The sequence below is a fragment of the Nonomuraea sp. NPDC049709 genome, from assembly GCF_040674815.1.
Lineage (GTDB): Bacteria > Actinomycetota > Actinomycetes > Streptosporangiales > Streptosporangiaceae > Nonomuraea.
On record NZ_JBFANM010000071.1, the window covers coordinates 1 to 22,165 of the forward strand.

Here is a 22,165-nt window from a genome sequence, read left to right on the forward strand (position 1 = left end):
GTCTGCTTGTGTTTTTTTGTGTTCCTGTCGTTGGGGGTGGTTGTCCGGGTGGGGGGGGGGGGGGGGGGGGGGGGGGCGGGGGGGCGCCCCCACCGCACGATCAAAGAGAGGCCGGATCAGCCCGCGGCCAGGGCCTTGACCAGGTCGTCGACGACGACCCCGGCGACCGGCGGGGCGCCGCGCGTGCTTCGGACCGAGGCGTCACCGCCGCACGCTGCGCGGGCGCAGGTCCGTCCAGGCGGCGGCGACGTAGGCCAGGCAGGCGGGCCGGGTGTCGGGCCCGAAGCGCACCGACCAGCCCTCGGGCACGGCGGCGAAGGTGGGCCAGATGGAGTGCTGGTCCTCGTCGTTGGCCAGGACGAGGAACTCGCCGTCGGGGTCGTCGAAGGGATTCATGGGTTCAGCTCCTGGAGTCGGGCCGCGACGATCCGGGCGATCGGTCGCGGCTGGGTCATGTCCTTGTTGCCGCAGGCCACGTCGTACGTCTCGATCCGGCCGAGCGGCGCACGGCACCCCGATCCCCCGAGCGGCACCGGTCACCAGGGCGATGCTGCCGTCGATCCCGTCCATTGCGGCACGTCCTCCCGCTTGCTTTAGTTAGGCAAGCCTTGCCTAATTTGATCGGAAAGTCGGCATCTGTCAAGGGAGCGGCTCCGGTGCCACCACCGCCGGCCGCCGCACCTCGCGAGCGCCGGCCCCGGAGACTCGGGCCGGCGTACGGCGCCGCCGCCCTAACATGCCCTTCCATGATCGAAGCTTCGCTCACCGCGGCCTATGACGCCGTCGCCGCCCGCTACGCCGAGTCGATCCCCGGCCGCTACCACGGCAACCCGCTGCACCACGCGATGACCTCAGCCTTCGCGGCGCTGGTCGCGGGCGGCGGGCCGGTGGCGGACGTGGGGTGCGGCCCCGGCCATGTCACCGCCCACCTGCACTCCCTCGGCGTGAGCGCCTTCGGGGTGGACCTGTCGCCGGAGATGGTCGCGCTGGCCCGCGCCGCCCATCCGGACCTGCGCTTCGAGGTGGGCCGGATGGAGTCGCTCGATGTGGCGACGCCGCGCTGGCCGGGGTACTGGCCAACCACTCGATCATCCACACCCCGCCCGAGCTGCTTCCCGAGACTTTCGCGGAGTTCCGCCGCGTGCTCGCGCCCGGCGGGCATCTGCTGCTCGGCTTTCCGGCCTGCGACGGCCAGGACGGACCGGCCGAGGCGTACGACCACATGACCTACCGCGCCTACCGGCATTCGACCCGCCGCGTGGCCGGGCTGCTGCTCGACCTGGGGCTCGACGAGGTCGCCCGGCTGGTCGTCGCCCCGGGCGAGGACCCCAGGCGGGGCTTCCCGCAGGTCTGTCTCATCACCCGCCGCACCTTAATGGAATAGATGTGCCGTTAGCGTGTTATCTTACTAACGGGAAATCTGACCCGTTAATAGGATGGATGAGATCATGGAATATCGGCAGTTGGGCGCGTCCGGCCTCCAGGTCCCCGCGCTGAGCTTCGGCGCGGGCACCTTCGGCGGGAAGGGCGAGCTGTTCGGCGCCTGGGGCAACACCGACGTGGCGGAGGCCAGGCGGCTGGTGGACGTGGCGCTCGACGCGGGGGTGACGATGTTCGACACCGCGGACGTCTACTCCGACGGCGCCTCGGAAGAGGTGCTCGGCCAGGCGGTCAAGGGGCGGCGCGACAGGGTGCTCATCTCGACCAAGGCCGGGCTGCCTGTGGCCGACGGCCCGAACGGGGCCGGCACCTCCCGGCCGCGGCTGATCAAGGCGGTGGACGACGCGCTGCGCCGGCTCGGCACCGACTACATCGACCTGTTCCAGTTGCACGCCTTCGACGCGGCCACGCCGATCGAGGAGGTGCTGTCCACCCTCGGCGACCTGGTCGGCGCGGGCAAGCTCCGCTACGTCGGGGTGTCCAACTTCTCCGGCTGGCAGCTCATGAAGTCGCTCGCGACGGCCGGGCGGTACGGCTACCCGCGCTACGTGGCCCACCAGGTCTACTACTCGCTGGTCGGCCGCGACTACGAGTGGGAGCTGATGCCCCTCGGCCGCGACCAGGGCGTCGGCGCGCTCGTGTGGAGCCCGCTCGGCTGGGGCCGCCTCACCGGCCGGATCCGGCGCGGCGTGCCGCTCCCCGAGGGCAGCCGGCTGCACCGCACCGCCGCCTTCGGCCCGCCCGTGGCCGACGAGCGCCTCTACACGGTGGTGGACGCCCTCGACGAGATCGCCGCCGAGACCGGCAGGACGGTCCCGCAGATCGCGCTCAACTGGCTGCTCCAGCGGCCGACCGTCGCCTCGGTCATCGTCGGGGCGCGCAACGAGGAGCAGCTGCGCGACAACCTGGGCGCCGTCGGCTGGAACCTCACCGCCGGCCAGGTCGCCCGGCTCGACGCCGCCAGCACCGTCACGGCGGCCTACCCCTACTACCCGTACCGGAGCCAGGAGGGCTTCGCCCGCGTGAACCCGCCGATCGAGATGCTCATCGCGGCCCGGTAGCGGAGGCTGCGCTTCGCGGACGGCAGGCCCGGCTCAGCTGCCCGCGAGCCGGGCCCGGTCCACCTTGCCGGTCTGGTTGCGCGGCACCGACGGCACGAACGCGACGTCGCGCGGCACCTTGAAGCCCGCCAGTTCCTCCTTCACCGCCCGCCGGAGCTCGTCGGCCGACAGCGTGACGCCGTCCTCGGCCACCACGTACGCCGCCAGCCGCTGTCCGTACTCCTCGTCGGGCACCCCCAGCACCGCCACGTCGGCCACGCCCGGCAGGCCGGACAGCAGGTTCTCCACCTCCTGCGGGAAGACGTTCTCGCCCCCGGAGACGATCATCTCGTCGTCGCGCCCGTCGATGAACAGCAGCCCGCGCCCGTCGCGGTGCCCGAGGTCGCCGGTGCTCATGAGGCCGTCCGCCCGGAACGTCAGCCCGCCGCCCACGAGCACCCGCCCCACCTGACCGGCCGGCTGCTCGTGGCCGCCGGGGCCCTCGATCCGCACGGTGGTCCCGCGCGGCGGACGGCCGACGGTGCCGGGGGCGGCGCGCAGGTCGGCGGGCGTGGCCAGGGCGGCCCAGCCGGCCTCCGTGGAGCCGTAGAGGTCGTGGAGCACGTCGCCGTAGGCGTCCATGAAGGCGGTGGCCAGGTCCGGCGGCAGCGCCGACCCGCCGGAGACCACGACCCGCAGGTGCGGCAGCCACCGGGGCTCGCGCGCCAGCAGGCGTTTCAGCATCACCGGCACGGCCACCAGCGCGCCGGCGCGGTTCCGGTCGAGCGCGTCGAGGACGGCCTCCGGGTCGAAGCGGCGCATCAGCACGACCGGGCACCCGAGCACGAGCGCGACGGCGTACCAGAGCAGCCCGAGCCCGTGGAACAGCGGCGGCGCGATGAGCATCGGCTCTCCGCCGCGCACGGGCACGGTGGCCAGCATCGAGACGAACGGCTCGGCCGTCGCGGCCATGGACAGCCTCCGGGGCGCGCCCTTGGGCACGCCGGTCGTCCCGGACGTCAGCAGCACCAGCCGTCCGGGCCGCCGCGGCACCGGCGCGGCCCCGGACCCGCCTTCCCGTATCAACGAGTCCAGGTCGCCCGCCCGGGGGCCGTCGAAGTCGACCGCCGGAAGGGCGGGGGCGGCGATGAGCGCGTGCACGCCCTCGCGCCGCAGCACGTCACGCAGCCGCGGCCCCGCCAGCCCGGTGTTGAGCAGCAGCAGGTCGGCGCCCAGCCGGGACACGGCCGCGACCGCCTCGGCGAACCCGCGGTCGTTGGGCCACATGACCGCCACCGTCCGGCCGGGGCGCACGCCGAGCCGGCGGTGCAGGCCCGCCGCCAGCGCCGCCGCCCGGGCGTCGAGTTCGGCGAACGTCAGCGTCCCGTCCTCGTCCACCACGGCGGTCCGGTCCGGCCAGCGGGCCGCCGCCACGGCCAGCCCGGCGGCGGGGGTCACGTGGAAATGCCGGTACGCCTCCACCACCCGGGCCAGGGCGGCGGGGTGCACCGGTCCCAGCAGCCCGTTGCGGGTGAGCGCGACGGCGGCCTCGATCCCGAAGCCGCCCAGCTCGATCAGCCTTCCGATCATGGGCGTGTCCGGCCTTTCTCGCGGGAGAACGTACGCGTACCCGTTCGGGCGCGTCTCCTATCTCCCCGGACGCCGGTAGGGGACCCCTACCCGCCACCCCAGAAAATCGCTTAATTCAGCGTTCATTCTGGATTCACCTGATGTTTGTGTGCGAGACATGGAGCGAGCGCGGCGGCGCTGACCCGCCGACTGGCAACACCTCTCGCTACTGGAGGCGATCTCCCATGTCAACATCGGTGTCCCGTCGTTCGTTCCTCCGTCACAGCACCGCAGGGGGTCTGGGAATCGCTCTCGCGGGGAGCATCGAGGCCATCGCGGAGACCGGCACCGCCCGGGCCGCCACCCGCGCCCTTCACGGGTACGGCCCGCTGGTCCCCGATCCGGCCGGGCTGCTCAGCCTGCCCTCCGGGTTCTCGTACAAGGTCGTCGCCGAGGCGGGCGTGACGCTGCTGGACAGCGGCCAGCCCACTCCGAGCGACCCCGACGGCATGGCCTGGTTCGCCGGGCGCGGCGGGGGCGGGGCGCTGGTGTGCAACCACGAGATCATCCTCGAGGAGCCGTACGCCGTGCCCACCCTGCCCCGCCTCACCTACGACCCCGGCGCGCGCGGCGGCACCACCACCATCGAGCTCACCGCCGGCGGCGACCGCGTCAGGGAGTACGTCAGCCTCGCCGGCACGCTCAACAACTGCGCGGGCGGGCGCACCCCCTGGAACTCCTGGCTGACCTGCGAGGAGGCTGAATACCTGGCGACCGGACCGTTCCAGAAGGACCACGGCTACGTCTTCGAGGTGTACGCCTTCGACCACGAGGCCAACCTGGACCCCGTCCCGCTGAAGTTCTTCGGCCGCTACGCGCACGAGGCCGTCGCGGTGGACCCGCTCACCTACGCCGTCTACCTCACCGAGGACGCCGTGAGCCCCCACGGCCTCTACTACCGCTGGCTCCCTCCGCAGGGCTTCCGCGGCGGCACGGGCGCCTTACGCGCGCTGGCCCTGTCCCCCGGAGGCGACACCGCGGGACGGCTGCAGGCGATGAGCTGCTACGAGGGCCGCCGGCACGTCGCCGACCTGTCGGAGGCCACCCGGCCGGGCACCACCTACCAGGTGCGCTGGGTGGACGTCCCCGACCGCGACGCCCGCACCACCTCGATCCGCCGCCAGCTCACCGACGACCAGGTGACCCGCGCCCACAAGCTGGAGGGCGCGTACTGGGGCGAGGGCGGGGCGTACTTCGTCTCCAGCTTCGCCCGCACCTCCGACGGCAGCACCCGCGAGCACGACGGCCAGGTGTGGTTCTACGACCCGCGCGCCCGCACCGCCACCCTCAAGACCATCTTCGGCGTCAACCCCGACCCCGCCAGCGGCTACGGCGGGCCCGACAACATCATGGTCTCGCCGCACGGCGGGCTGATCCTGGCCGAGGACGGCGAGGGCTACAACCACCTGGTGGGGGTGACGCGGGACGGCGTCCCGTACCTGCTGGCCCGCCACGAGGCCAGCGAGAGCGAGTTCGCCGGCCCCACTTTCAGCGGCGACGGCTCGATCCTGTTCGCCAACATCTACTCCCCCGGCCACGTCCTGGCCATCACCGGCCCCTGGCAGCGCACCTGAGCGCCCGCCCGCCCGCACGCGACCGGCCGGCGCGCCGAGCGTGCCGGCCTCGGCAGGGCCGGGCCGGGCGATCAGCCTGACGGCGGGCAGCTCGGGCGGGCGGAGTGCGACGGGCCGGTGTGTCGTCATCGGTGCGGGCGGGTCCGCGGTGAGCGGACTGTCACTGCTGGCCGGGGCGGCGGGCCGGGGTGGGGGTGGGGCCGGCGGTGCCGTCGGTGAAGCGGGACGGACGGAACGGGGCCAGCAGCTCCGACTCCTCCCCGAACACCTCCCCCGCCACCTCCTCCATCAGCAGCGGCGCCAGCGTGATCCCGCTGTGCGTGGCCACCGTGTACACGCGCCGCTCCCCGTCCGCGAACCCCGCCACCGTGAGCCCGTCGCCGGGCATCGCCCGCCGGCCCACGACGGCCCGCTCCACCCCGGCGCCCTCCGTGGCACGCAGGACGCCGGGCAGCAGGGCCATGATCTCGGTGAGCACCTCCGGCGGCACGGGGACGGCCGGGTCGGCCAGGCCGTCCAGGGGCAGGGACTGCAGCAGCAGCCGCCCGCCGCCGTCCGGCCGCAGGTTGAGCGCGGCGGTGGTGAGGACCCGCGACAGCCGGGCGGGCACCGGGGTCGTGGTGACCAGGAAACCGTTGGTGACGGCGCCCGACACGGCCGGGTCCAGCATCGGCACCGTCAGCCCGGCCATGGCCGCCACCCGCTGGGTCCAGCGGCCGGTGCAGGTGACGACCACGTCGCCGGCGAACGTGCGCCCGTCGGCCACCGTCACCTTCGCACCCGACGCCGACGCCTCGATCGCGGTGACCTCGGCGCCGCATTCGAGCGTGGCGCCGCCGTCGCGGGCCTCGCCGAGCAGGCGGCCGAGCAGGCGCAGCGGCTGGACGTACGCCTCCCCGGGGAAGAACACGTACTCGGTGCCGGGGGGCGGGGGCACCAGGTCGGGCTCCAGGACCAGGGCCCGCCGGGCGGTGACGCGCTCGACCGGGTAACCCATGCCGAGCAGCCGGCTCACCCGGGCCTCCAGCAGCTCCTTGTGCTCGTCGGTGGCCGCACACTCGAGGTTGCCGGTGGGGAAGAACCAGTCGCCCGGGAGCTGGTGGTGCGCCCAGACGGCGGCGTGGTTGAGGTCGAAGTACTCCTTCGGGGTCTTGTTGTTGGCGTTGATCCACGCGACGGAGGTGGACGTCGTCCCGGCTCCCGGGGTACGCGCCTCCAGCACCGTGACCTGTGCGCCACGCCGGGTGAGCCCGGCCGCGACCGCGGATCCGACCACCCCAGCACCGATGACGACGACTCGCACGCCGGCTCCTTTCACTTGTCGTGCTCCTGGTCGGCGCCGAACAGCTTGGCCACGCCGACGAAACGTTCGATGACGACCACGGCGACCACGGCGAACAGCACCATCAGGGTGCCGATGGCGGTGACCGTGGGGTCGTAGTCGTACTGCATGTAGTTGAAGATCCGTACGGGCAGCGTCTGCAGGTCGGTGGTGACCACGAACAGCGCCACCGTCAGGTCGTCGAAGGAGGTGATGAAGGCGAAGAACGCGCCCCCGATCAGCGCCCCGCGCACGGCCGGCAGCGTGACGTGCCAGAACACCAGGAACGGCGGCGCGCCCAGCCCGGCCGCGGCCTTCTCCGCCGCGCGGTCCAGGCCCGCCAGCCCGGCCAGCACGAGCCGCACCGCGTACGGGACCGTCAGCACCAGGTGGGCCAGCAGCAGCGTGAACGGGCTGGAGGCCAGCCCCATCTGCGCGAACCACTGCAGCAGCCCGATGCCGAGCACGATCGTGGGCACCGCGAACGCGCTGGACAGCACCGCCTCCAGCGCGGCCCGGCCCGGGAAGCGGTGACGGTGGATGGCCAGCCCGCCCGCCAGCCCCACCACCGCCGAGATCGCCGCCGCGGCCACCGCCACGCCCGCGCTCAGCGCGAACGACGACAGGAACTCCGGCTTCTGGAACACCTCGGCGTACCAGCGCAGCGTGATGCCCCGCGGCGGGAACGTCACGTACGAGGTCGCGGTCAGCGAGGAGGCCACGGTGACCGCGACGGGCGCGACCAGGAACAGCCCGACGAGCGCCGCGAACGCCCCGCCGAGCACCCGGGTCAGCCGCGTCATCCGAACACCACCTTCCCGTTGCCCCGGCGCAGCAGCCGCGAGTACCCCAGCAGCAGCCCGGTCGTGACGACCACCAGCACGAACCCGATCGCCGCCGCGTACGGCCAGTCCAGGGTGGTCGTGGCCTGCGTGTAGACGAAATACGGCATGAGCTTCACCTTCGGGCCGCCGAGGATGGCCGGGGTGACGAAGCTGGAGGCGGTCAGGCTGAACACGATCATGGCCCCGGCCAGCATGCCGGGCGCCGACAGCGGCAGCGTGATCCGCCAGAAGCAGGTCCACCCCGGCGCGCCGAGCCCCTTGGCGGCCGGCACGAGCGTCGGGTCGATGCGGTCCAGGCTGCCCCTGAGCGGCAGCACCATGTACGCCAGCATCACGTGCACCATGCCGATGAGCACGGCCGTGTCGTTGTACAGCAGCTGCGGCGGGGTGAGCCCGAACCACGAGATCGCGGCGGCGACCGGGCCGTTGGGCCCGAGCACCACCAGCCACCCGTACGCGCGGATGACCATGCTGATCAGCAGCGGCGACAGCAGGAGCAGCGACAGCCAGTTGCGCACCCGCGGCGAGCGGGCCCGCATGTACAGCGCGAAGGGGTAGCCGACGATCAGGCAGCCGACCGTCGTCAGGGCGGCGACCTTGAGCGTGTTCCACAGACGTCCCGGTAGAAGGGGTCGCCGAGGAAGCGCTCGTAGTTGCCGAGCGTCAACGCCCCGGTCTGCGTCCTGAAGCTGTTGGCCACCAGCGTGAACAACGGCGCCACGAACAGCACCGCGAAGATCGCGATGGCGGGCAGCGCCAGCAGCAGTCCCGTACGCCGGCGGGGACGGCTCAGCGTGTCGCCAGTGACGCGTCCGACGGCCGCCATGCGCAGGTCACCTTGCGGGAACAGCGCGTAGGACTGGAAGACCATGCCCATGGAACGGCGGTGCGGCGGGACGGCGGTGATGTCGCGGCCGTCCACCTCGATCACGCCGCCGTCGGCGGACAGGTGGCCGGCGACCATGTTGAGGGTGGTCGTCTTGCCGCAGCCGGAGGGGCCGAGCAGGGTGAGGAACTCGCCGGGCTCGGTCTCCAGGTCCACGGCGGAGACGACCTCCTTGCCGCCCAGCACTTGCGCACGCCGTCCAGGCGCAGCCGCCCGCGCCGCACGGCGGTCTCGGCGGGAGCCTCGGTGGTGCTCGTCACTGCTCGACCTCCTTCGTCCACCGGTCGGTCCACGCGGCGCGCTTGCCGTTGACGTCCTTCCAGTCCAGCGGTGTCATGTCGGCCGCCTGCTCCGCCCCGACCACCCGCTCGGCCAGCGCGGCGTCGAGTGCGGCGTCGGAGACGGCGGGCCCGTCGTAGCCCTCGGCGGCCAGCTTCCGCTGGATGACCGGCTCCAGCAGGGCGTTGACGAACTTCTGCGCCGGCTCCGGGTGCGGCGCCCCTCGACGACGTTCGCGGTGGCCAGAGAGGGCTGTGACGTGGCTCAGCGGAGCGCGGTGGTGTCCCTGACCCAGGGCAGCAGCAGGCGCTCGGCCAGCACCAGGGCGTAGAACAGCGCGATGCTCATGACGCCGAGCAGCGCGATGGCGGCGAACGCGAGCGCGGTGTCGGCGCTGCCCCCGGCCTGGACGATCACGAAGCCGAGCCCCGCGTCGCCCGCGCTGAACTCGCCGATCACCGCGCCGATCGAGGCCAGCGGCATGGCCACCTTCAGCCCGACGAAGATCTGCGGCAACGCCCCCGGGAAGCGGATCTTCATGAACGTCTGCCACCGCGGCGTGTCCAGCGACCTGGCCAGCTCCACCAGCTCCGGCGGCGTCGAGGACAGCCCGCTGGCCACCGACAGCACGATCGGGAAGAAGCACACCAGCAGCGCCATCACCACCTTGGGCTGCTGCCCGAAGCCCATCCACACCACCAGCAACGGCGCCAGCGCCACCTTGGGGACGGCGTTGAAGGCCACCAGCAGCGGGTAGAACATCAGCTCCGCCACCCGCCAGGCCGCGATCGCGATGCCGATCACAAGCCCGCAGCACACCGACAGCGCGAAACCGAGCGCCGTCTCGGCGAGCGTGATGGCGGCCTGTTCCAGCAGGTAGCCGGGGATCCGCCCGAAGGCGGCGAGCACGTCGGCGGGCGAGGGCAGGATGATCTCGGGGATCGCGAACGCCGAGACGACCAGGGCCCACGCGCCGGCCGCGACGACCACGCCCAGGGTGGACCAGCCGGCCGCGGTGACCGCTTCCCGGCGGCTCCTGTCCTCCTCCACCCCGGGTCAGCCCTTGGGGGCGAGGTCGAACGACACCACCGTCTCGGGTGCCACCTGGCCCTCGAAGGCCCCGGCCTCGCGCAGGACCGCGATCGCTCGGGTGACGCGGTCCCGGTCCATCGCGCCGACCTGCTCGGCGCCGGCCGGGCGCACGTACGGGGCCATCAGCGACAGCTCGGCGGCGGCCGGTACGGCGTTCTGGGCCGGATGGTGCTTGACCAGGATCTGGGCCGCCTCCTGCGGGTGCTCCACCGCGTACGCCAGCCCCTTGAGCAGCGCGCCGGTGAACCGCTTGACCAGGTCGGGCTTGTCCTTCGCCAGGGTGGTGGAGGTGGTCAGGCCCAGGCCGTACATGTCGGTGATGACGTCGCCGAACGGCAGGACCTTCACCTCCTTGCCCTTGGCCGCGTTGCGCACGGTGGGCTGGCCGACCACGTACTGGCCGATGGCGTCCACCTGCCCCGAGGCGAGGTTCGCGGGCAACTGCGCCGGCTCCAGGCTGACCCACTTGACCTTCGCCGGATCCACCCCGGTGAGCTTGGCGTACGTGGGGAACATCATGGTGATCACCGACCCCGGCGCGTCCCCGACGGTCTTGCCCTCGAGGTCCTTCGGCCGGCCGATGCCGCCGTCGCCGAGCGCCATGAGGCCGGCGAGGGTCCGCTGGTGGATGGCCGCCACCGTGACGACGCCGGCCGTCTTGCCCCCGGCGGCGTTGATCAGCATGGCGGTGAAGTCGACGGGCGCGAAGTGGGCCCGGCCGCCGGCGACCGCGGCCAGGTTCTCGCCGCTGCCCTGGCCCGGCTGCACGGTGACGTCCAGCCCGGCCTCCCGGAAATAACCCTTGTCCAGGGCGACGTACGCGTACGCCTCGCGGCCGAAGGTGCCGAACGCGGTCAGGTAGGTGACCCGGTCGGCCGCCGGGCGGGCGGGCGACGCCTCCTGCGCCCCCGAGCCGCAGCCGGCGGGCAGGGAGAACGTCGCGACGAGGGCGGTGATCGTGATGACGCGCGGCAGTCGCCTCATGGCATCGATCATGACTGACCATCGAAGAGGGTCAATATAAATGCGTGCCAACCTCTGAGAATCCGCGCGAACGTCGCCTACGATCGAGGACGATCCGAGTTCCCCGGGGCTTGCGGGAGGTCACCACGTGATCCGGCTGCGCGAGGTGTCCCAGGTGTTCCGTGGCCGCCGGGGGGCGGTGGAGGCGCTGCGCGAGGTCGATCTCGACGTGGTCGACGGGGAGTTCGTGGCCGTCGTGGGCCGTTCCGGCTGCGGCAAGTCCACGCTGCTGCGGCTGGTCGCGGGCCTGCTCACGGCCACGTCCGGGGAGGTGCGGGTCGGCGGGGAGCCGGTGGTCAGGCCGCGCCGCGACGTCGCCATCATGTTCCAGCGCCCGGCGCTGCTGCCGTGGCGCAGCGTGCTGGACAACGTGCTGCTGCCGGTCGAGGTGTTCGGCTGGCCGAGGGAGGAGCACCGGCGGCGGGCGTACGGGCTGCTGGAGATGGTGGGGCTGGAGGCGTTCGACCGGCGGCTGCCGCACGAGCTGTCGGGCGGGATGCAGCAGCGGGTGGCGCTGTGCCGGGCGCTGATCCAGCGGCCGCGCGTGATGCTGATGGACGAGCCGTTCTCCGCCCTCGACGCGCTGACGCGCGAGGAGCTGTCGATCGAGCTGCAGCAGATCCACATGGAGCACGCGGCCACGGTCGTCCTCGTGACGCACTCGATCGAGGAGGCGGTGCTGCTCGCCGACCGGGTCGTGGTGCTGACGCCGCATCCGGGGCGCGTCCTGACGGTGGTGGACGTGGCCGTGCCCCGGCCGCGCACGCTCGGGCAGAACGCGTACGCGGCCGACCTGGCGCGCTGCTCGGCGGAGCTGCACGAGGTGCTGGGGGCCCGGCGAGCCGCCGTAGATCCGTAATACCGGTTGCCGGGCGCGGCCGGTTGCCCGAATCATGTGCTTGTGGTGCGGCTGGCTTTCGGGGTGGTGACGGGACGCGACCAGGACGTCTGGGACGCACGGGGACATCTGGTGACGGGCGAGTCCCCGGAGGGCGGCGCGGAGGGGGACCCGGCGGCCGGCGCGCCCGTCGCGGTCGGTCCGGCCGGCGCCGACCCGGCACCCGCCTTGGCCGCGCTCACCCGGCTCCTCGCGACCGGCCCCGAAACGATCGGCCCTGGCGCGGCGGAGGGCGGGGACACGGTGACAGCGGCGGGGGCCGGGGTCGAGTTGTGCCCCGGTTTCGTGTCGGCCCGCCTGGACGGGGTGCGGGGCGACCGACGCGACGCCGTGCTGGCCGCCGTACAGGTGCTGGGGCTGGACGGCCTGCACCGGCTGGGCGAGCGCGCGGGGGTGCTGGTGGCGCTGTTCGGCGCGGAGGCGACCAAGCCTGTCGCCGCCGCCGCGAACCGGGCCATCGCCGAGGGCCGCTGGGCGGCGCTCCAGCTCGCCTCGGCGGCCAGCGGCGTGCTGGGCGCCGAGCAACTCGAACGCCTCCTCCACCTGGGCGCCACCGCCGTGGCATCGACCCCGCGGGCCGCCGCCTCCACCATGGCCGGCCACCTCCAGCGCGTCCTCGGGCCGCTCCCCCCGCGCCGCCGTCTCGACCTCCTCCTCGACCTGTGGGACCAGGTGGCGGCGCAGCAGGAGCGGGCCAGGCGCAAGGAGCGGCTGCGGGCCACCCAGGGCAAGCACAGCAGGCTGGAGGAGCTGACCACCCGCTACCGGGCCCACGACGACGAGCTGCTGATCCACCAGATCCGCACGGAGCTGGGCCACGAGCCGTCGCTGGTCGAGGCGGCCCGCTGGCGCCCGGGCTCCTGGCAGTGGACGGTGTTCATGGGCCGCACCATGGCCGACGCGATGGCCGCCACGGTGCTGCTGCGTACCGCCGTGGCCGTGGCCGACCACGGCGTCGAGGAGGGCGTCGCCCGGTGCGCCGCCCAGCTCACCGCCGCCGCCCGTCTCATGGGGTCCTGGGAGGCGGGCCGGGCCGCCCGCCGCGTCCCCGGCCTCGCGGGACTGCCCGCCCGTCCCGGCTGCTACGTCAGGGACCTGGCCGCGAGGCTGAAGGCCCCGTCCGAGCCGTACGTCATGCAGCGCCTGGCCAGGGCGGCCGAGTACGCGCGGATCGTCATGTTGGCGGTCACCGAGCGGCTCGACGAGGCCGGCGAGCAACTGCACGGCTGGTCGACGTCGGCCCTGCGGGAGTGGCGGGCGGCCGTCGGGTACGACTCCCGCCGCGACCCGGCCGGGTGGGACCAGACACCGCTCGGCGGCGGGCGGGGGAGCCTGGCCACGCGATCGGCGGCGCGGCCCGGCGTGCCGGTGGAAGAGGAGGAGCGGGTCGGGGACCTCCTCTGGTACGCCGAGCTCGCCGACGCGCTCGCCCAGCTCAACGGCCACGACCGGGCCGACATCCGGTACGGTCCCACCTACCCCTACGCCGACCCGGATCCGGACCCGGACGACGGGGAGCAGCTCGTGCCCCCGCTCGACTCGATCCCCTCGGCCCTGGCCGGAGCAGCGCAGCTCGTGGCGTTCGGCGGGCGGCCGGCCCGCAAGAGCCGCACCTGGCGGGAGCTGACCGCGGGCCTGGTCGCCGACCGGGAGATCGCTCAGGCCCTCACCGCGGCGTTCCGGCTGCCCGAGCCGCTGGCCGAGCTGGACGGCACGATCCTGCCCGGCACGCGGGTACGCCTGGAGTGCGCCCGCGACGCGCGCATGCTCGCCCGCTGGTCGTCGTACATGGGCAACTGCATCGCCTCGCCCTGGTACGTCGAGGCCGCCGAGCAGGGCAGGTGCGCGCTGCTGGCGCTGCGCGACGACAGCGGCAGGATCGTGGCCAACGTCGAGCTCCAGCACCGCGCCCGTGGCTGGCGGCTCGCCGAGATCCGGGCCAGGTTCAACGCCGATCCGGACCGCGAGCTGGGCACGCGGGTGGCGAGCTGGGTGGCCGCCCTCCCGGCGCCCGCCGCCACCGAACCTCCCGCACGCGAACGGCCCGAGGAGCCCCGCCCGGCGCCCCGGCGGCCGGCGAACCGGACGCTCCAGGAGGTCAGCGGCGCCCTGGCCGAGCTCGCACAGCTTGCCATGGAGGCCCCGGACACGCTGGCGGCCCTGCACACGCTGCGGTCCCTGTACGACGCCCGCGGCGGCAGGGCCGCCAGCGCCCGGAACGAGGGGACGATCACCGCCACCGGCCCCGCCGGACCGGCGTCCCCGGCTGCCACCGCCCCGCGGACCCGTCCCCGCACGGAACCCCCCGCCGGCACCCCTCGGGAGCGTCCAGGGCTCTTGACGGCGGACAACGTCCGAGGCCACCCGCTCCCGGGCTCGCGGACGCACGCGGACGCCGGTCACCCGGGGACCGAGGTGCTCACGGCGTTACGCAGGCTTTCCGCCGACCGGATGGAGAGCGTGTGCCGGGCCGGCCTGCCGGCGGCCGGCCTGGTGGCGCTGTGGCAGGCGACCGGAGTGCGCCCGCTGGAACGCGCTCTCGCCGCGCTGGACCCCGGCCTTCGCGCCCGCCACGACCAGCTCGGCCTGCTGGCGGCCGGCGAACCGCTGCCGGGCTCACTGCGCGGCCTCGCCCGCCACGGGGCGATCGCGCCCGCCCGCTCGATGGAGCTGGTGGCCCGCAGGATCCGCGCCGCGCTCGGCCGCCTGGCGCGCGCCTCGGACCCGATGCTCGCGCACCAGGTCGCGCGGCACGCGGACACGGCGGTGCTCTGCTCCCTGGTGGTCGCGATCACGTCCTGGCCCCCGGTGCCCGGACTTGCGTCCGTCGCCGTGAGCGAGCCGGGCGAGACGGCCGTCCCCGGCTTCCCCCGTACGAGCCTGGAGGACCCGGACGGCCCCTGGCAACGCGCCCTGACGGGAGCCGCGGAGCTGGGGGCCGGCGTGGACGCGTTCCGGGAGCGGGTGGCCGCCGACGGGCTGCGGGTCCCGGCCGCCTGGCTGGGCAACGGCGGCTGGCCCGCCCTCTGGCAGCGCGCCGCCCGCTGAGACCACCGGCCGGCACCTCCTCTCCTCCGCCTCCGCTCCGGTTCCTAGGCTGATCCCATGGACATCGCCTCGGCCCGCAAGCTCTGGGACGCCGACCCCGGCTGGCTCAACACCGCCTCCTACGGCCTGCCTCCGCGCCGCGCCTTCGAAGAACTCCAGGCGGTGCTGACCGAATGGCGGCACGGCAGCGGCGACTGGAAGCCGTGGGACGCCTCCGTGGGACGCTCCCGGGTGGCCTTCGCCCGTCTCGTCGGCGCGCCGGTCTCCGACGTGAGCGTCGGGTCGACCGTCTCGCAGATCATGTCGGTCGTGGCCACCGCGCTCCCGCCGGGGGCCAGGGTCGTCGTGCCCGAGATCGAGTTCACCAGCAACCTGTTCCCGTGGGCCGTGGCCGCCGACGTCGAGACGGTGCCCGCCGACCGGCTGGCCGACGCCATCACCCGTGACACCGCGGCGGTGGCGTTCAGCCTGGTCCAGTCGGCCACCGGGTACGTGGCGCCGCCGGCCGACATCGTGGCCGCCGCCAGGGCGCATGACGTGCTGGTCATCGCCGACGGCTCCCAGGCGTGCGGGTGGCTGCCCGTCGATGTCGAAGGTCTCGACGTGCTGGCCTGCGCGGCGTACAAGTGGCTGATGGCGCCGCGCGGGGCCGCGTTCGGGTACCTGTCGCCGCGCCTGCGCGAGCGCATGCGGCCGCTGGCCGCCAACTGGTACGGCGGCGCCGACGAGGGCGGCTCCTACTACGGCCCGCCGCTGCGCCTGGCGGACGACGCCCGGGCGTTCGACCTGTCGCCCGCGTGGTTCTCGTACGTCGGCGCCGCCCCCGCCATCGAGCTGCTCAACGAGCTCGGCGTCGCGCGCATCCGCGACCACGACGTCGCCCTGGCCAACCGCTTCCGTACGGGGCTCGGTCTGGAGCCGTCCGACACGGCCATCGTCTCGGTGGACGCGCCCGGGGAGCGGCTGGCGGCGGCCGGGATCCGGGCGGCGGTCCGGGCCGGCAAGGTACGCGCCAGCTTCCACGTCTACACCACCGAGGACGACGTCGACCGCGCCCTCGACGCCCTGACCTGACCCTCGATCGCCATCACAGGATCGCAACAGTGACGTCAGGGTGCCCTTGCGAACTTGACAGCGCAGAGTAACTGACAGTCACGTTCCGTGGTCGAGGTCAGCGGCAAAACACCTCAGGGAGAACACTGGCCCCCTCCGCAACCAGAAAGGCTGTCCCGATGCGCCATCCGATCCGCATCACCACCGTCGCCCTCGCCGGGGCGTTCGCGCTGTCCGCGCTCGCCGCACCGGCGGCGGCGCACGTCCCGCACGACGTCAAGGGCACGGTGGACGTGCTCAACAACGCCAAGGTCTGCGTGCCGGGCCTGGACGCCGCAGGCATCGGGGTGCAGGTCCCCGTCGCCTCGCCGGAGTCCGCGAACTGCACGCAACAACGCTGACGGCCTGACCGCGGCCCGTCCCTGAGGACCGCGGCCACGCCCCGCGGCGCGGCGCCCTGGTGCCCGGCCGGCATCCAGCACCAGGGCGCCGCGCCGCAACCCCACCCCCTCCGCCCCACCCCTACCGCACAACGCCCGCCGACCTCCGGCTTCCGGCCGACCAACTCCCTCAGGCCGCCTCCGCCCGGCACGGTCCGCGTCACACGACGTCCACCACGTTGAGCCCTTCACACAGCGCCGGGCCACAGCACGCCCATCACCGGCGCAGCGCCTCACCACTCGACGCGCCACCGTCGGCACGATGCTGAGCGGCGCCCACGGGACCTGAGCCGCACGCGGCGGCCCCGTGTCGTGGCCCTACCCTGGTCCGGGTGAACATCCGCCGCAGAACCCCCGAGGACGCGGCCGCCTGCGTGGCGGCGCTCGCCGAGGTCCAGCGCGCCGACCGCTATCCCGTGGACTGGCCGGACGACCCTTGGGGCTGGCTGGCTCCGGCCGGCCTGACGTCGGCCTGGATCGCGGTCGAGGCGGGAAGCGTGCTCGGCCACGTGGGTCTCACCCGGGACGGGGAGATCGTCCGCCTGTTCGTCGCCCCGTCGGCACGCGGGCGCGGTCTGGCGGCCCGGCTCCTCGACGCGGTTCGCGCCGCCGCGCGCGGGCCGCTGAAACTGGAGGTGTCCTCCGAGGGCGAGGCGGCCATCGCGTTCTACGAGCGGTCCGGCTGGCGCAGGGTCGGCAGCAGCCGCGCCGACTGGGTCAACGCGGCCGGCGAACCCGCCCTCGTACACCACTACGTGACCCCGTAGCCGCCGGGCCCCGGCAGGCGTCCATCGACCGGGCCCGGCGGCATTCTGCCCGGTCAGAGGCCGTAGCGGCTCTTCAGGTGACGCCACCAGTCGCGGAACATCCACGCGTCGAACTCGGTGATCGACGACGCGCTGCCCGCCTTCATCAGGAAGCAGCACACCCCCGTGGGAGTCCAGTCGTAGAAGTCGTCCAGCCCGAACGAGTGGCCCATCTCGTGCAGCAGGATGTGCACGTTGTCGGTGTTGAGGTTGGACATGTAGTACTCGCTGCCGATCCGCTGCCCCCAGTCACCGCCGGCGCCGCCGCCGAAGCCGGAGGTCAGCCAGAGCGACATGTCGTAGTGGTGCGACGCGCCGCCCGGGCAGTTGGGGTAGTTGCCGCTCTGGTTGAAGAAGCGGCCGCAGGGCTCGGCGCACTGGGGCGCGTTCTCGCGGATGTCGTTGACGTAGATGTCGACGGAGTTGTCGCTCCACTGGAGCTGGGCGCGGTCGCGTACGGCCCAGCCCACGACCTTCACCGGCACGCTGCTGTACGGCCAGCCGTTGTGGCCGACCATGAGGTCCATCCACTTCTTGAACTGGCGGGCCAGCGTGGCGTGGATCTGGTCGCGCTGGGCGGCGGTCACCGAGGCGCCGGAGTCCCAGCGCACGCAGTAGTTGATCGAGCCGCCGTTGGCCATGACCTGGTCCCAGCCGTAGTTGCGGAAACCGTACAGGTTGGGGTACGTGCTCTCCTGGTGCTGCCAGACCTCGTTGAGCGGGGTGACGAGGTTGGCCGGCGGGTTCCAGCCCGTGCCGCCGCCCGGCGGGTCGGCGGCCCACGCCTTGACCTCCAGCAGCCCGACCGACGCCTGGCCGCTCTGCAGGACGGCGCGCAGCCGCGTGGTGCTCACGGCCGCCGAGAAGGTGATCTTGTTGTAGGCGTTGACGGAGATCGGGTAGGTGCCGGGGATGTCGGCGTACGCGCTGCCGGTCCAGCGCTGCAGCTTCCACGACGCCGGTACGCGGACGCCGCCGCCGTCGTCGAAGAAGTACACCTCGGCCGACTTGATCGTCTGGTTGGAGGTCCAGGTCAGCTCGGCCCACTGGGTGCCGGTGTTGGGCCAGGTGCCCCAGCGGCGGTTCACGGTGTCGTTGGAGCTCGGGGGGTCGATGCCGTCGTTGATCGCGGCGGTGGTCTCCCAGGGGGAGGTGTACGAGGCCGACGGGGTCGCGTTCCTGGCCACGTTCGTGTCGGCCAGGGCCGGGCGAAGGGGTAACAGGAACCCGCAGATGAGCAGGACGGGCAGGATGGCCAGGCGTCGGATGAGTGTCTTCACGCCGGTCCTCCGTTTCTGGTAGCGCTAACATCCGTGGGCCTTGAGAAAGGGCGCGCTTCCTCAAGGCCCGGCTTGTCAGTTCCGGCCGTCCGTTCGCGCTGCCGCTTTTGTCGTCGCGCCGAGCCGCCGTACGCGCGGCTTCGGCCGGGGCGGCCGAACTCGGGTAGGCCGTCGTTCCTGTCCGAGCTTTGATCGCACGCTCCCGGGCGGCCGTCAAACACACCGCCGTCGCGCTCTCACCGACCTGCGGGTTCCTGCTGAAACTTTCATCCCGGAGATTGTCGGCCCGGCCGCGTAGGGTTCCCGCATGGCCATGCTCATCGGACGGGAACGACCTGCCGCGATCCTGCGCGGCGAGGTGGAGCGTGCGCTGATCAGCCATGGGGCGCTGGTGCTCGTGACCGGCGAGGCCGGGATCGGCAAGAGCGCGCTGGTGGCGGGCGCGGCCGAGGAGGCCGTGCGCGGGGGCGCCCGGCTGCTCAGCGGGGCCTGCTGGGAGGGCGAGGGGGCGCCGGGCTACTGGCCGTGGGTGCAGGTGGTCAGGCAGCTCGCGCCGGGCGCCACGCCGCAGAGCCTGGCGGGGGCCGACGGGGAGGCGTTCCAGCTCTACGACGCGGTGACGGGCCTGCTGGTGGACGCCTCGCGGGAGCGGCCGGTGGTGGTCGTGCTCGAAGACCTCCACTGGGCGGACGCGGCGTCGCTGAGGTTGCTGGAGTTCGTGGTGCGGCACGCCTGGTTCGAGCGGCTGCTGGTCATCGGCACCTACCGCGACGCCGAGGTGGACGGGCCGCTCAGCCTGCCGCTGGAGGCCAAGGCCACCACGCTGGCGCTGACGGGGCTCGACCGCGAGGGCGTGGGGCGGCTGGTGGCGCGTACGACGGGGGTTTCTCCCGGGGACGACCTGATCGCGGAGATCCACCAGCGGACGGGCGGCAATCCGTTCTTCGTGGAGCAGACCGCGCGGCTGTGGCAGGGCGGCAGCCCGCTCGCCACGATCCCGCCCGGGGTGGGGGCGGCGGTGCGGCGGCGGCTGTCCCGGCTGGCGGGCGGGGTGCTCGACGTGTTGCGGATGGCGGCGGTGCTGGGGCGGGAGTTCACTTCCTCGACGCTGTCCACGGCCCTGACGGCCGACGTCCCGTCCGGGCGGCAGCCGGCGCTGGTCTCGTCCGGGCCGGTGGGTCAGGCGCTGGACCAGGCGGTGTCCGCCAAGCTCGTCACCTCACACGGCTCCGGGCGGTTCGCCTTCGTCCACGACCTGGTGCGCGAGACCCTCTACGCCGAGCTCGACGAGCCCACCAGAGGCGCCCTGCACGCGGCCGCCCTGCGCGCCCTGGACACGGCACTGCCGGCCACCCGCGCCCACCACGCCTACCTGGCCGCCGTCCCCGAGGCTCCCGGCCTGCTCCTCGCCGCAGCCAGGGACGCCGAGGGCCGGATGGCCGACGAGGAGGCCGTCGGCCATTACCGCCGCGCCCTGGAGCTCACACCTGCCACCGACCCCCGCCGCCGGGCCACGATCGGGCTCGACCTGGGGGTGGCCCAGCACCGCGCCGGAGATTCCGCCGCCGGGGTGCGCACCGTGGAGGCGGCCATCGCGATCACCCGCCGGCTCGACGCACCCGACCTGCTGGCCATCGCGGCGCTGAAGCTGCACGAGCTCTGCTACTCGAGCCAGGGCCGCTGGACCGACTTCGTCCACGAGGCCCACCGCCGACTCGTCCACCTTGCACCACCGGGGCCCGCTCCGGCCCTTCGGCCGCCCTCCCCGCAGCCTGAAACCGCGAGCACAGGCCAACCGCCCCTGAAACCGCCGCCAGCCTCGACGCCGAGACCGAGCCGGGGTGACGACGGGGACGGAGACGGCAGGGGCCGAGACGGCGGGGGCCGAGACGGCGGGGGCCGAGACGGCGGGGGCCGGGACGATGGGGGCCGGCTGGATGCGGCGGCGCGGGAGTTGAGTGAGGTCGCCGCCGACCTGGCCAGGCAGGGCGACGACGACGAGGCGCTCGGCTACAGCCTGCTGGCCAGGCTGGGCGCCATCTGGGCGCCGGGCACCACGGCCGAGCGGCTGGCCATCACCGAGGAGCTGTCGTCGGTGGCGCGGCGCAGACAGGACCGGCAGCTCGACCTGACGGCCCGCTCGTGGCGCATCGGCGCACTGCTGGAGCTGGGCGACCCTCGCTGCCTGACCGAGCAGCGCGCCTTCGTCTCCCGGGCGGCCGATACGGACCTGGCGCTGTTCCAGCACGAGTCCGCCGTGCTCAAGGCCATGTTCGCCACCCTCACCGGCCGCTTCGACGAGGCCGACGCGCACATCGACGCCGCCTACGAGCTGGGCGAGCAGCCGGGCCTCGGCAGGCGGGACCTGCGCTGGATCCAACGCTGGTCGGCCGCCCTGCTCAGGAGCCGCTTCGACGTGGCCGAGGGCGTACTCACCGAGATGGAGCGCGCGGGCAGCCGGCACTTCCCGCTGTACGACGCCGTGACGGCCGTGCAGCGGGACGACGGGAGCGAGGCCGCCGTACACCGGCTGGCGGAGATCATGGCGGCGGGCGAGCAGTACCTGCGGTGGATGGCGCCGCTGTGGCTGAGGTTCCAGGCGCAGGCGGCCGCCCGGTCGAAGGATCCCGTGCTCTGCGCGCACGCCAGGGCCGCGATCTCCCCCTACGTCGGCCAATGGGGTGTCACGGCCACCGTCGCCGTCGAGGGCCCGTACGCGCATTGGGCGGCCGTGCTCGACGCGGCCCAGGAGCGCTGGGACGACGCGATCGCCGGCTTCACCTCTGCCTACCGCGCCGCCGACCTCCTGGGCGCCCGTCCCTGGTCGATCGAGTCCCGGGCCAGCCTGGCGGAGGCTCTCCAGGCTCGCGGCGACGACGCCTCCGCGCTGATCGAGCAGGTGGAGCGGGAGGCCGCGGACCTCGGCATGCTCGTACGCCTGCCGCGCCCGGGCGGCGGCAACGCCTTCCGCTTCGACGGGGAGGTCTGGACCCTGACCTTCGCCGGCCGGACGGTGCACCTGCCCGACTCCAAGGGCCTGGCCGACCTGCGCGTCCTGATCGGCCGGCCGGGGAGCGACGTGTCCGCGGTCGACCTGCTCAACCCGCCGGGCGGGCAGGTCGTGGTCGCGGCCCGGAGCATGGGCGGTGACGACGTCCTCGACGAGGAGGCCAGGACGCGTTACCGCAGTCGGCTGGAGGTGCTCGACGAGGAGATCGACCGGGCCGTGGAGCTGGGCGACGACCGCCGCGCGGCCGAGTTCGACGCGGAGCGGCAGGCCCTGCTGGACGAGCTGCGCACCGCCACCGGCCTGGGCGGCCGTCCGCGCCGTCTCGGCGACGACGCCGAACGCGCCCGCAAGGCCGTCACCAACCGCATCCGCAACACCCTCCGCCAACTCGACCACCGCCACCCCGAGCTGGCCGCCCACCTGCGCGCCTCGATCTCCACCGGCTCCACCTGCCGCTACCAACCCCCCTCGGAGGTCCACTGGCCCAACTGACCCACCGGA

At 73.7% G+C, this 22,165-nt stretch carries 19 protein-coding genes; 10 read left to right on the forward strand and 9 right to left on the reverse strand.

The window, feature by feature from the left end:
• Positions 1-201: 201 nt before the first annotated feature.
• On the reverse strand, positions 202-396 hold the full coding sequence (locus AB0J69_RS47030) for an MbtH family protein (protein WP_364132197.1): 195 nt from the start codon (positions 394-396) through the stop codon (positions 202-204).
• Positions 397-746: 350 nt separating this feature from the next.
• Here AB0J69_RS47030 and AB0J69_RS47035 point away from each other — a divergent pair, with 350 nt between their 5' ends.
• The 3 genes from AB0J69_RS47035 to AB0J69_RS47045 all read left to right on the forward strand — a co-directional run bounded on the left by AB0J69_RS47035 (position 747) and on the right by AB0J69_RS47045 (position 2,501).
• On the forward strand, positions 747-1,226 hold the full coding sequence (locus AB0J69_RS47035) for a class I SAM-dependent methyltransferase (RefSeq protein WP_364132199.1): 480 nt from the start codon (positions 747-749) through the stop codon (positions 1,224-1,226).
• Positions 1,223-1,384 (forward strand): hypothetical protein, encoded by a 162-nt coding sequence (locus AB0J69_RS47040; protein ID WP_364132201.1) that lies wholly within the window; start codon positions 1,223-1,225, stop codon positions 1,382-1,384. Before AB0J69_RS47035 ends, AB0J69_RS47040 begins: the two co-directional genes overlap by 4 nt.
• Positions 1,385-1,448: 64 nt before the next feature.
• On the forward strand, positions 1,449-2,501 hold the full coding sequence (locus tag AB0J69_RS47045; protein WP_364132203.1) for an aldo/keto reductase: 1,053 nt from the start codon (positions 1,449-1,451) through the stop codon (positions 2,499-2,501).
• Between the two features lie 33 nt (positions 2,502-2,534).
• Here the strand turns inward: AB0J69_RS47045 and AB0J69_RS47050 are convergent, their stop codons facing one another.
• The gene (locus AB0J69_RS47050; protein ID WP_364132205.1) at positions 2,535-4,070 is read right to left on the reverse strand and encodes an AMP-binding protein; all 1,536 of its coding nucleotides are present in this window, start codon (positions 4,068-4,070) and stop codon (positions 2,535-2,537) included.
• A 224-nt stretch (positions 4,071-4,294) separates the two neighbouring features.
• On the opposite strand from AB0J69_RS47050, the gene AB0J69_RS47055 reads away from it, so the two are divergent.
• Positions 4,295-5,683, forward strand: coding sequence for an alkaline phosphatase PhoX (locus AB0J69_RS47055; protein ID WP_364132207.1), 1,389 nt, complete (start codon positions 4,295-4,297; stop codon positions 5,681-5,683).
• Positions 5,684-5,843: 160 nt separating this feature from the next.
• Here the strand turns inward: AB0J69_RS47055 and AB0J69_RS47060 are convergent, their stop codons facing one another.
• The 6 genes from AB0J69_RS47060 to AB0J69_RS47085 all read right to left on the reverse strand — a co-directional run bounded on the left by AB0J69_RS47060 (position 5,844) and on the right by AB0J69_RS47085 (position 11,090).
• On the reverse strand, positions 5,844-6,986 hold the full coding sequence (locus AB0J69_RS47060) for an FAD-binding oxidoreductase (RefSeq protein WP_364132209.1): 1,143 nt from the start codon (positions 6,984-6,986) through the stop codon (positions 5,844-5,846).
• Between the two features lie 11 nt (positions 6,987-6,997).
• A complete protein-coding gene (locus tag AB0J69_RS47065) occupies positions 6,998-7,807 on the reverse strand; it encodes an ABC transporter permease (RefSeq protein ID WP_364132211.1) in 810 nt (269 codons plus the stop codon).
• A complete protein-coding gene (locus AB0J69_RS47070; RefSeq protein ID WP_364132286.1) occupies positions 7,804-8,463 on the reverse strand; it encodes an ABC transporter permease in 660 nt (219 codons plus the stop codon). Before AB0J69_RS47070 ends, AB0J69_RS47065 begins: the two co-directional genes overlap by 4 nt.
• Entirely contained in the window at positions 8,433-8,921 is a 489-nt protein-coding gene (locus AB0J69_RS47075) for an ATP-binding cassette domain-containing protein (protein ID WP_364132213.1), read from the reverse strand. The genes AB0J69_RS47070 and AB0J69_RS47075 overlap by 31 nt, the downstream gene beginning before the upstream one ends.
• Before the next feature lie 357 nt (positions 8,922-9,278).
• Entirely contained in the window at positions 9,279-10,064 is a 786-nt protein-coding gene (locus AB0J69_RS47080) for an ABC transporter permease (protein ID WP_364132215.1), read from the reverse strand.
• A gap of 6 nt (positions 10,065-10,070) precedes the next feature.
• Positions 10,071-11,090 carry an ABC transporter substrate-binding protein gene (locus AB0J69_RS47085; RefSeq protein ID WP_364132217.1) on the reverse strand — a complete coding sequence of 340 codons (1,020 nt, stop codon included), beginning with the start codon at positions 11,088-11,090 and terminating at the stop codon, positions 10,071-10,073.
• Between the two features lie 127 nt (positions 11,091-11,217).
• Between AB0J69_RS47085 and AB0J69_RS47090 the strand changes: the two genes are divergently transcribed.
• The 5 genes from AB0J69_RS47090 to AB0J69_RS47110 all read left to right on the forward strand — a co-directional run bounded on the left by AB0J69_RS47090 (position 11,218) and on the right by AB0J69_RS47110 (position 17,335).
• Positions 11,218-11,988: an ABC transporter ATP-binding protein gene (locus AB0J69_RS47090; protein WP_364132219.1), complete on the forward strand. Its 771-nt coding sequence runs from the start codon at positions 11,218-11,220 to the stop codon at positions 11,986-11,988.
• Positions 11,989-12,030: 42 nt separating this feature from the next.
• Positions 12,031-15,075 carry a hypothetical protein gene (locus AB0J69_RS47095; protein WP_364132221.1) on the forward strand — a complete coding sequence of 1,015 codons (3,045 nt, stop codon included), beginning with the start codon at positions 12,031-12,033 and terminating at the stop codon, positions 15,073-15,075.
• Between the two features lie 57 nt (positions 15,076-15,132).
• Positions 15,133-16,149: an aminotransferase class V-fold PLP-dependent enzyme gene (locus AB0J69_RS47100; RefSeq protein WP_364132223.1), complete on the forward strand. Its 1,017-nt coding sequence runs from the start codon at positions 15,133-15,135 to the stop codon at positions 16,147-16,149.
• 158 nt (positions 16,150-16,307) lie between these two features.
• Positions 16,308-16,529: a hypothetical protein gene (locus tag AB0J69_RS47105; RefSeq protein WP_364132225.1), complete on the forward strand. Its 222-nt coding sequence runs from the start codon at positions 16,308-16,310 to the stop codon at positions 16,527-16,529.
• Between the two features lie 371 nt (positions 16,530-16,900).
• Complete coding sequence (locus AB0J69_RS47110; RefSeq protein ID WP_364132227.1) at positions 16,901-17,335, forward strand: GNAT family N-acetyltransferase; 435 nt, start codon at positions 16,901-16,903, stop codon at positions 17,333-17,335.
• A 53-nt stretch (positions 17,336-17,388) separates the two neighbouring features.
• Here AB0J69_RS47110 and AB0J69_RS47115 read toward each other — a convergent pair whose 3' ends face one another.
• Positions 17,389-18,654: a hypothetical protein gene (locus AB0J69_RS47115; RefSeq protein ID WP_364132229.1), complete on the reverse strand. Its 1,266-nt coding sequence runs from the start codon at positions 18,652-18,654 to the stop codon at positions 17,389-17,391.
• Between the two features lie 307 nt (positions 18,655-18,961).
• Here AB0J69_RS47115 and AB0J69_RS47120 point away from each other — a divergent pair, with 307 nt between their 5' ends.
• Positions 18,962-22,156, forward strand: coding sequence for an AAA family ATPase (locus AB0J69_RS47120; RefSeq protein WP_364132230.1), 3,195 nt, complete (start codon positions 18,962-18,964; stop codon positions 22,154-22,156).
• Positions 22,157-22,165 lie beyond the last annotated feature (9 nt).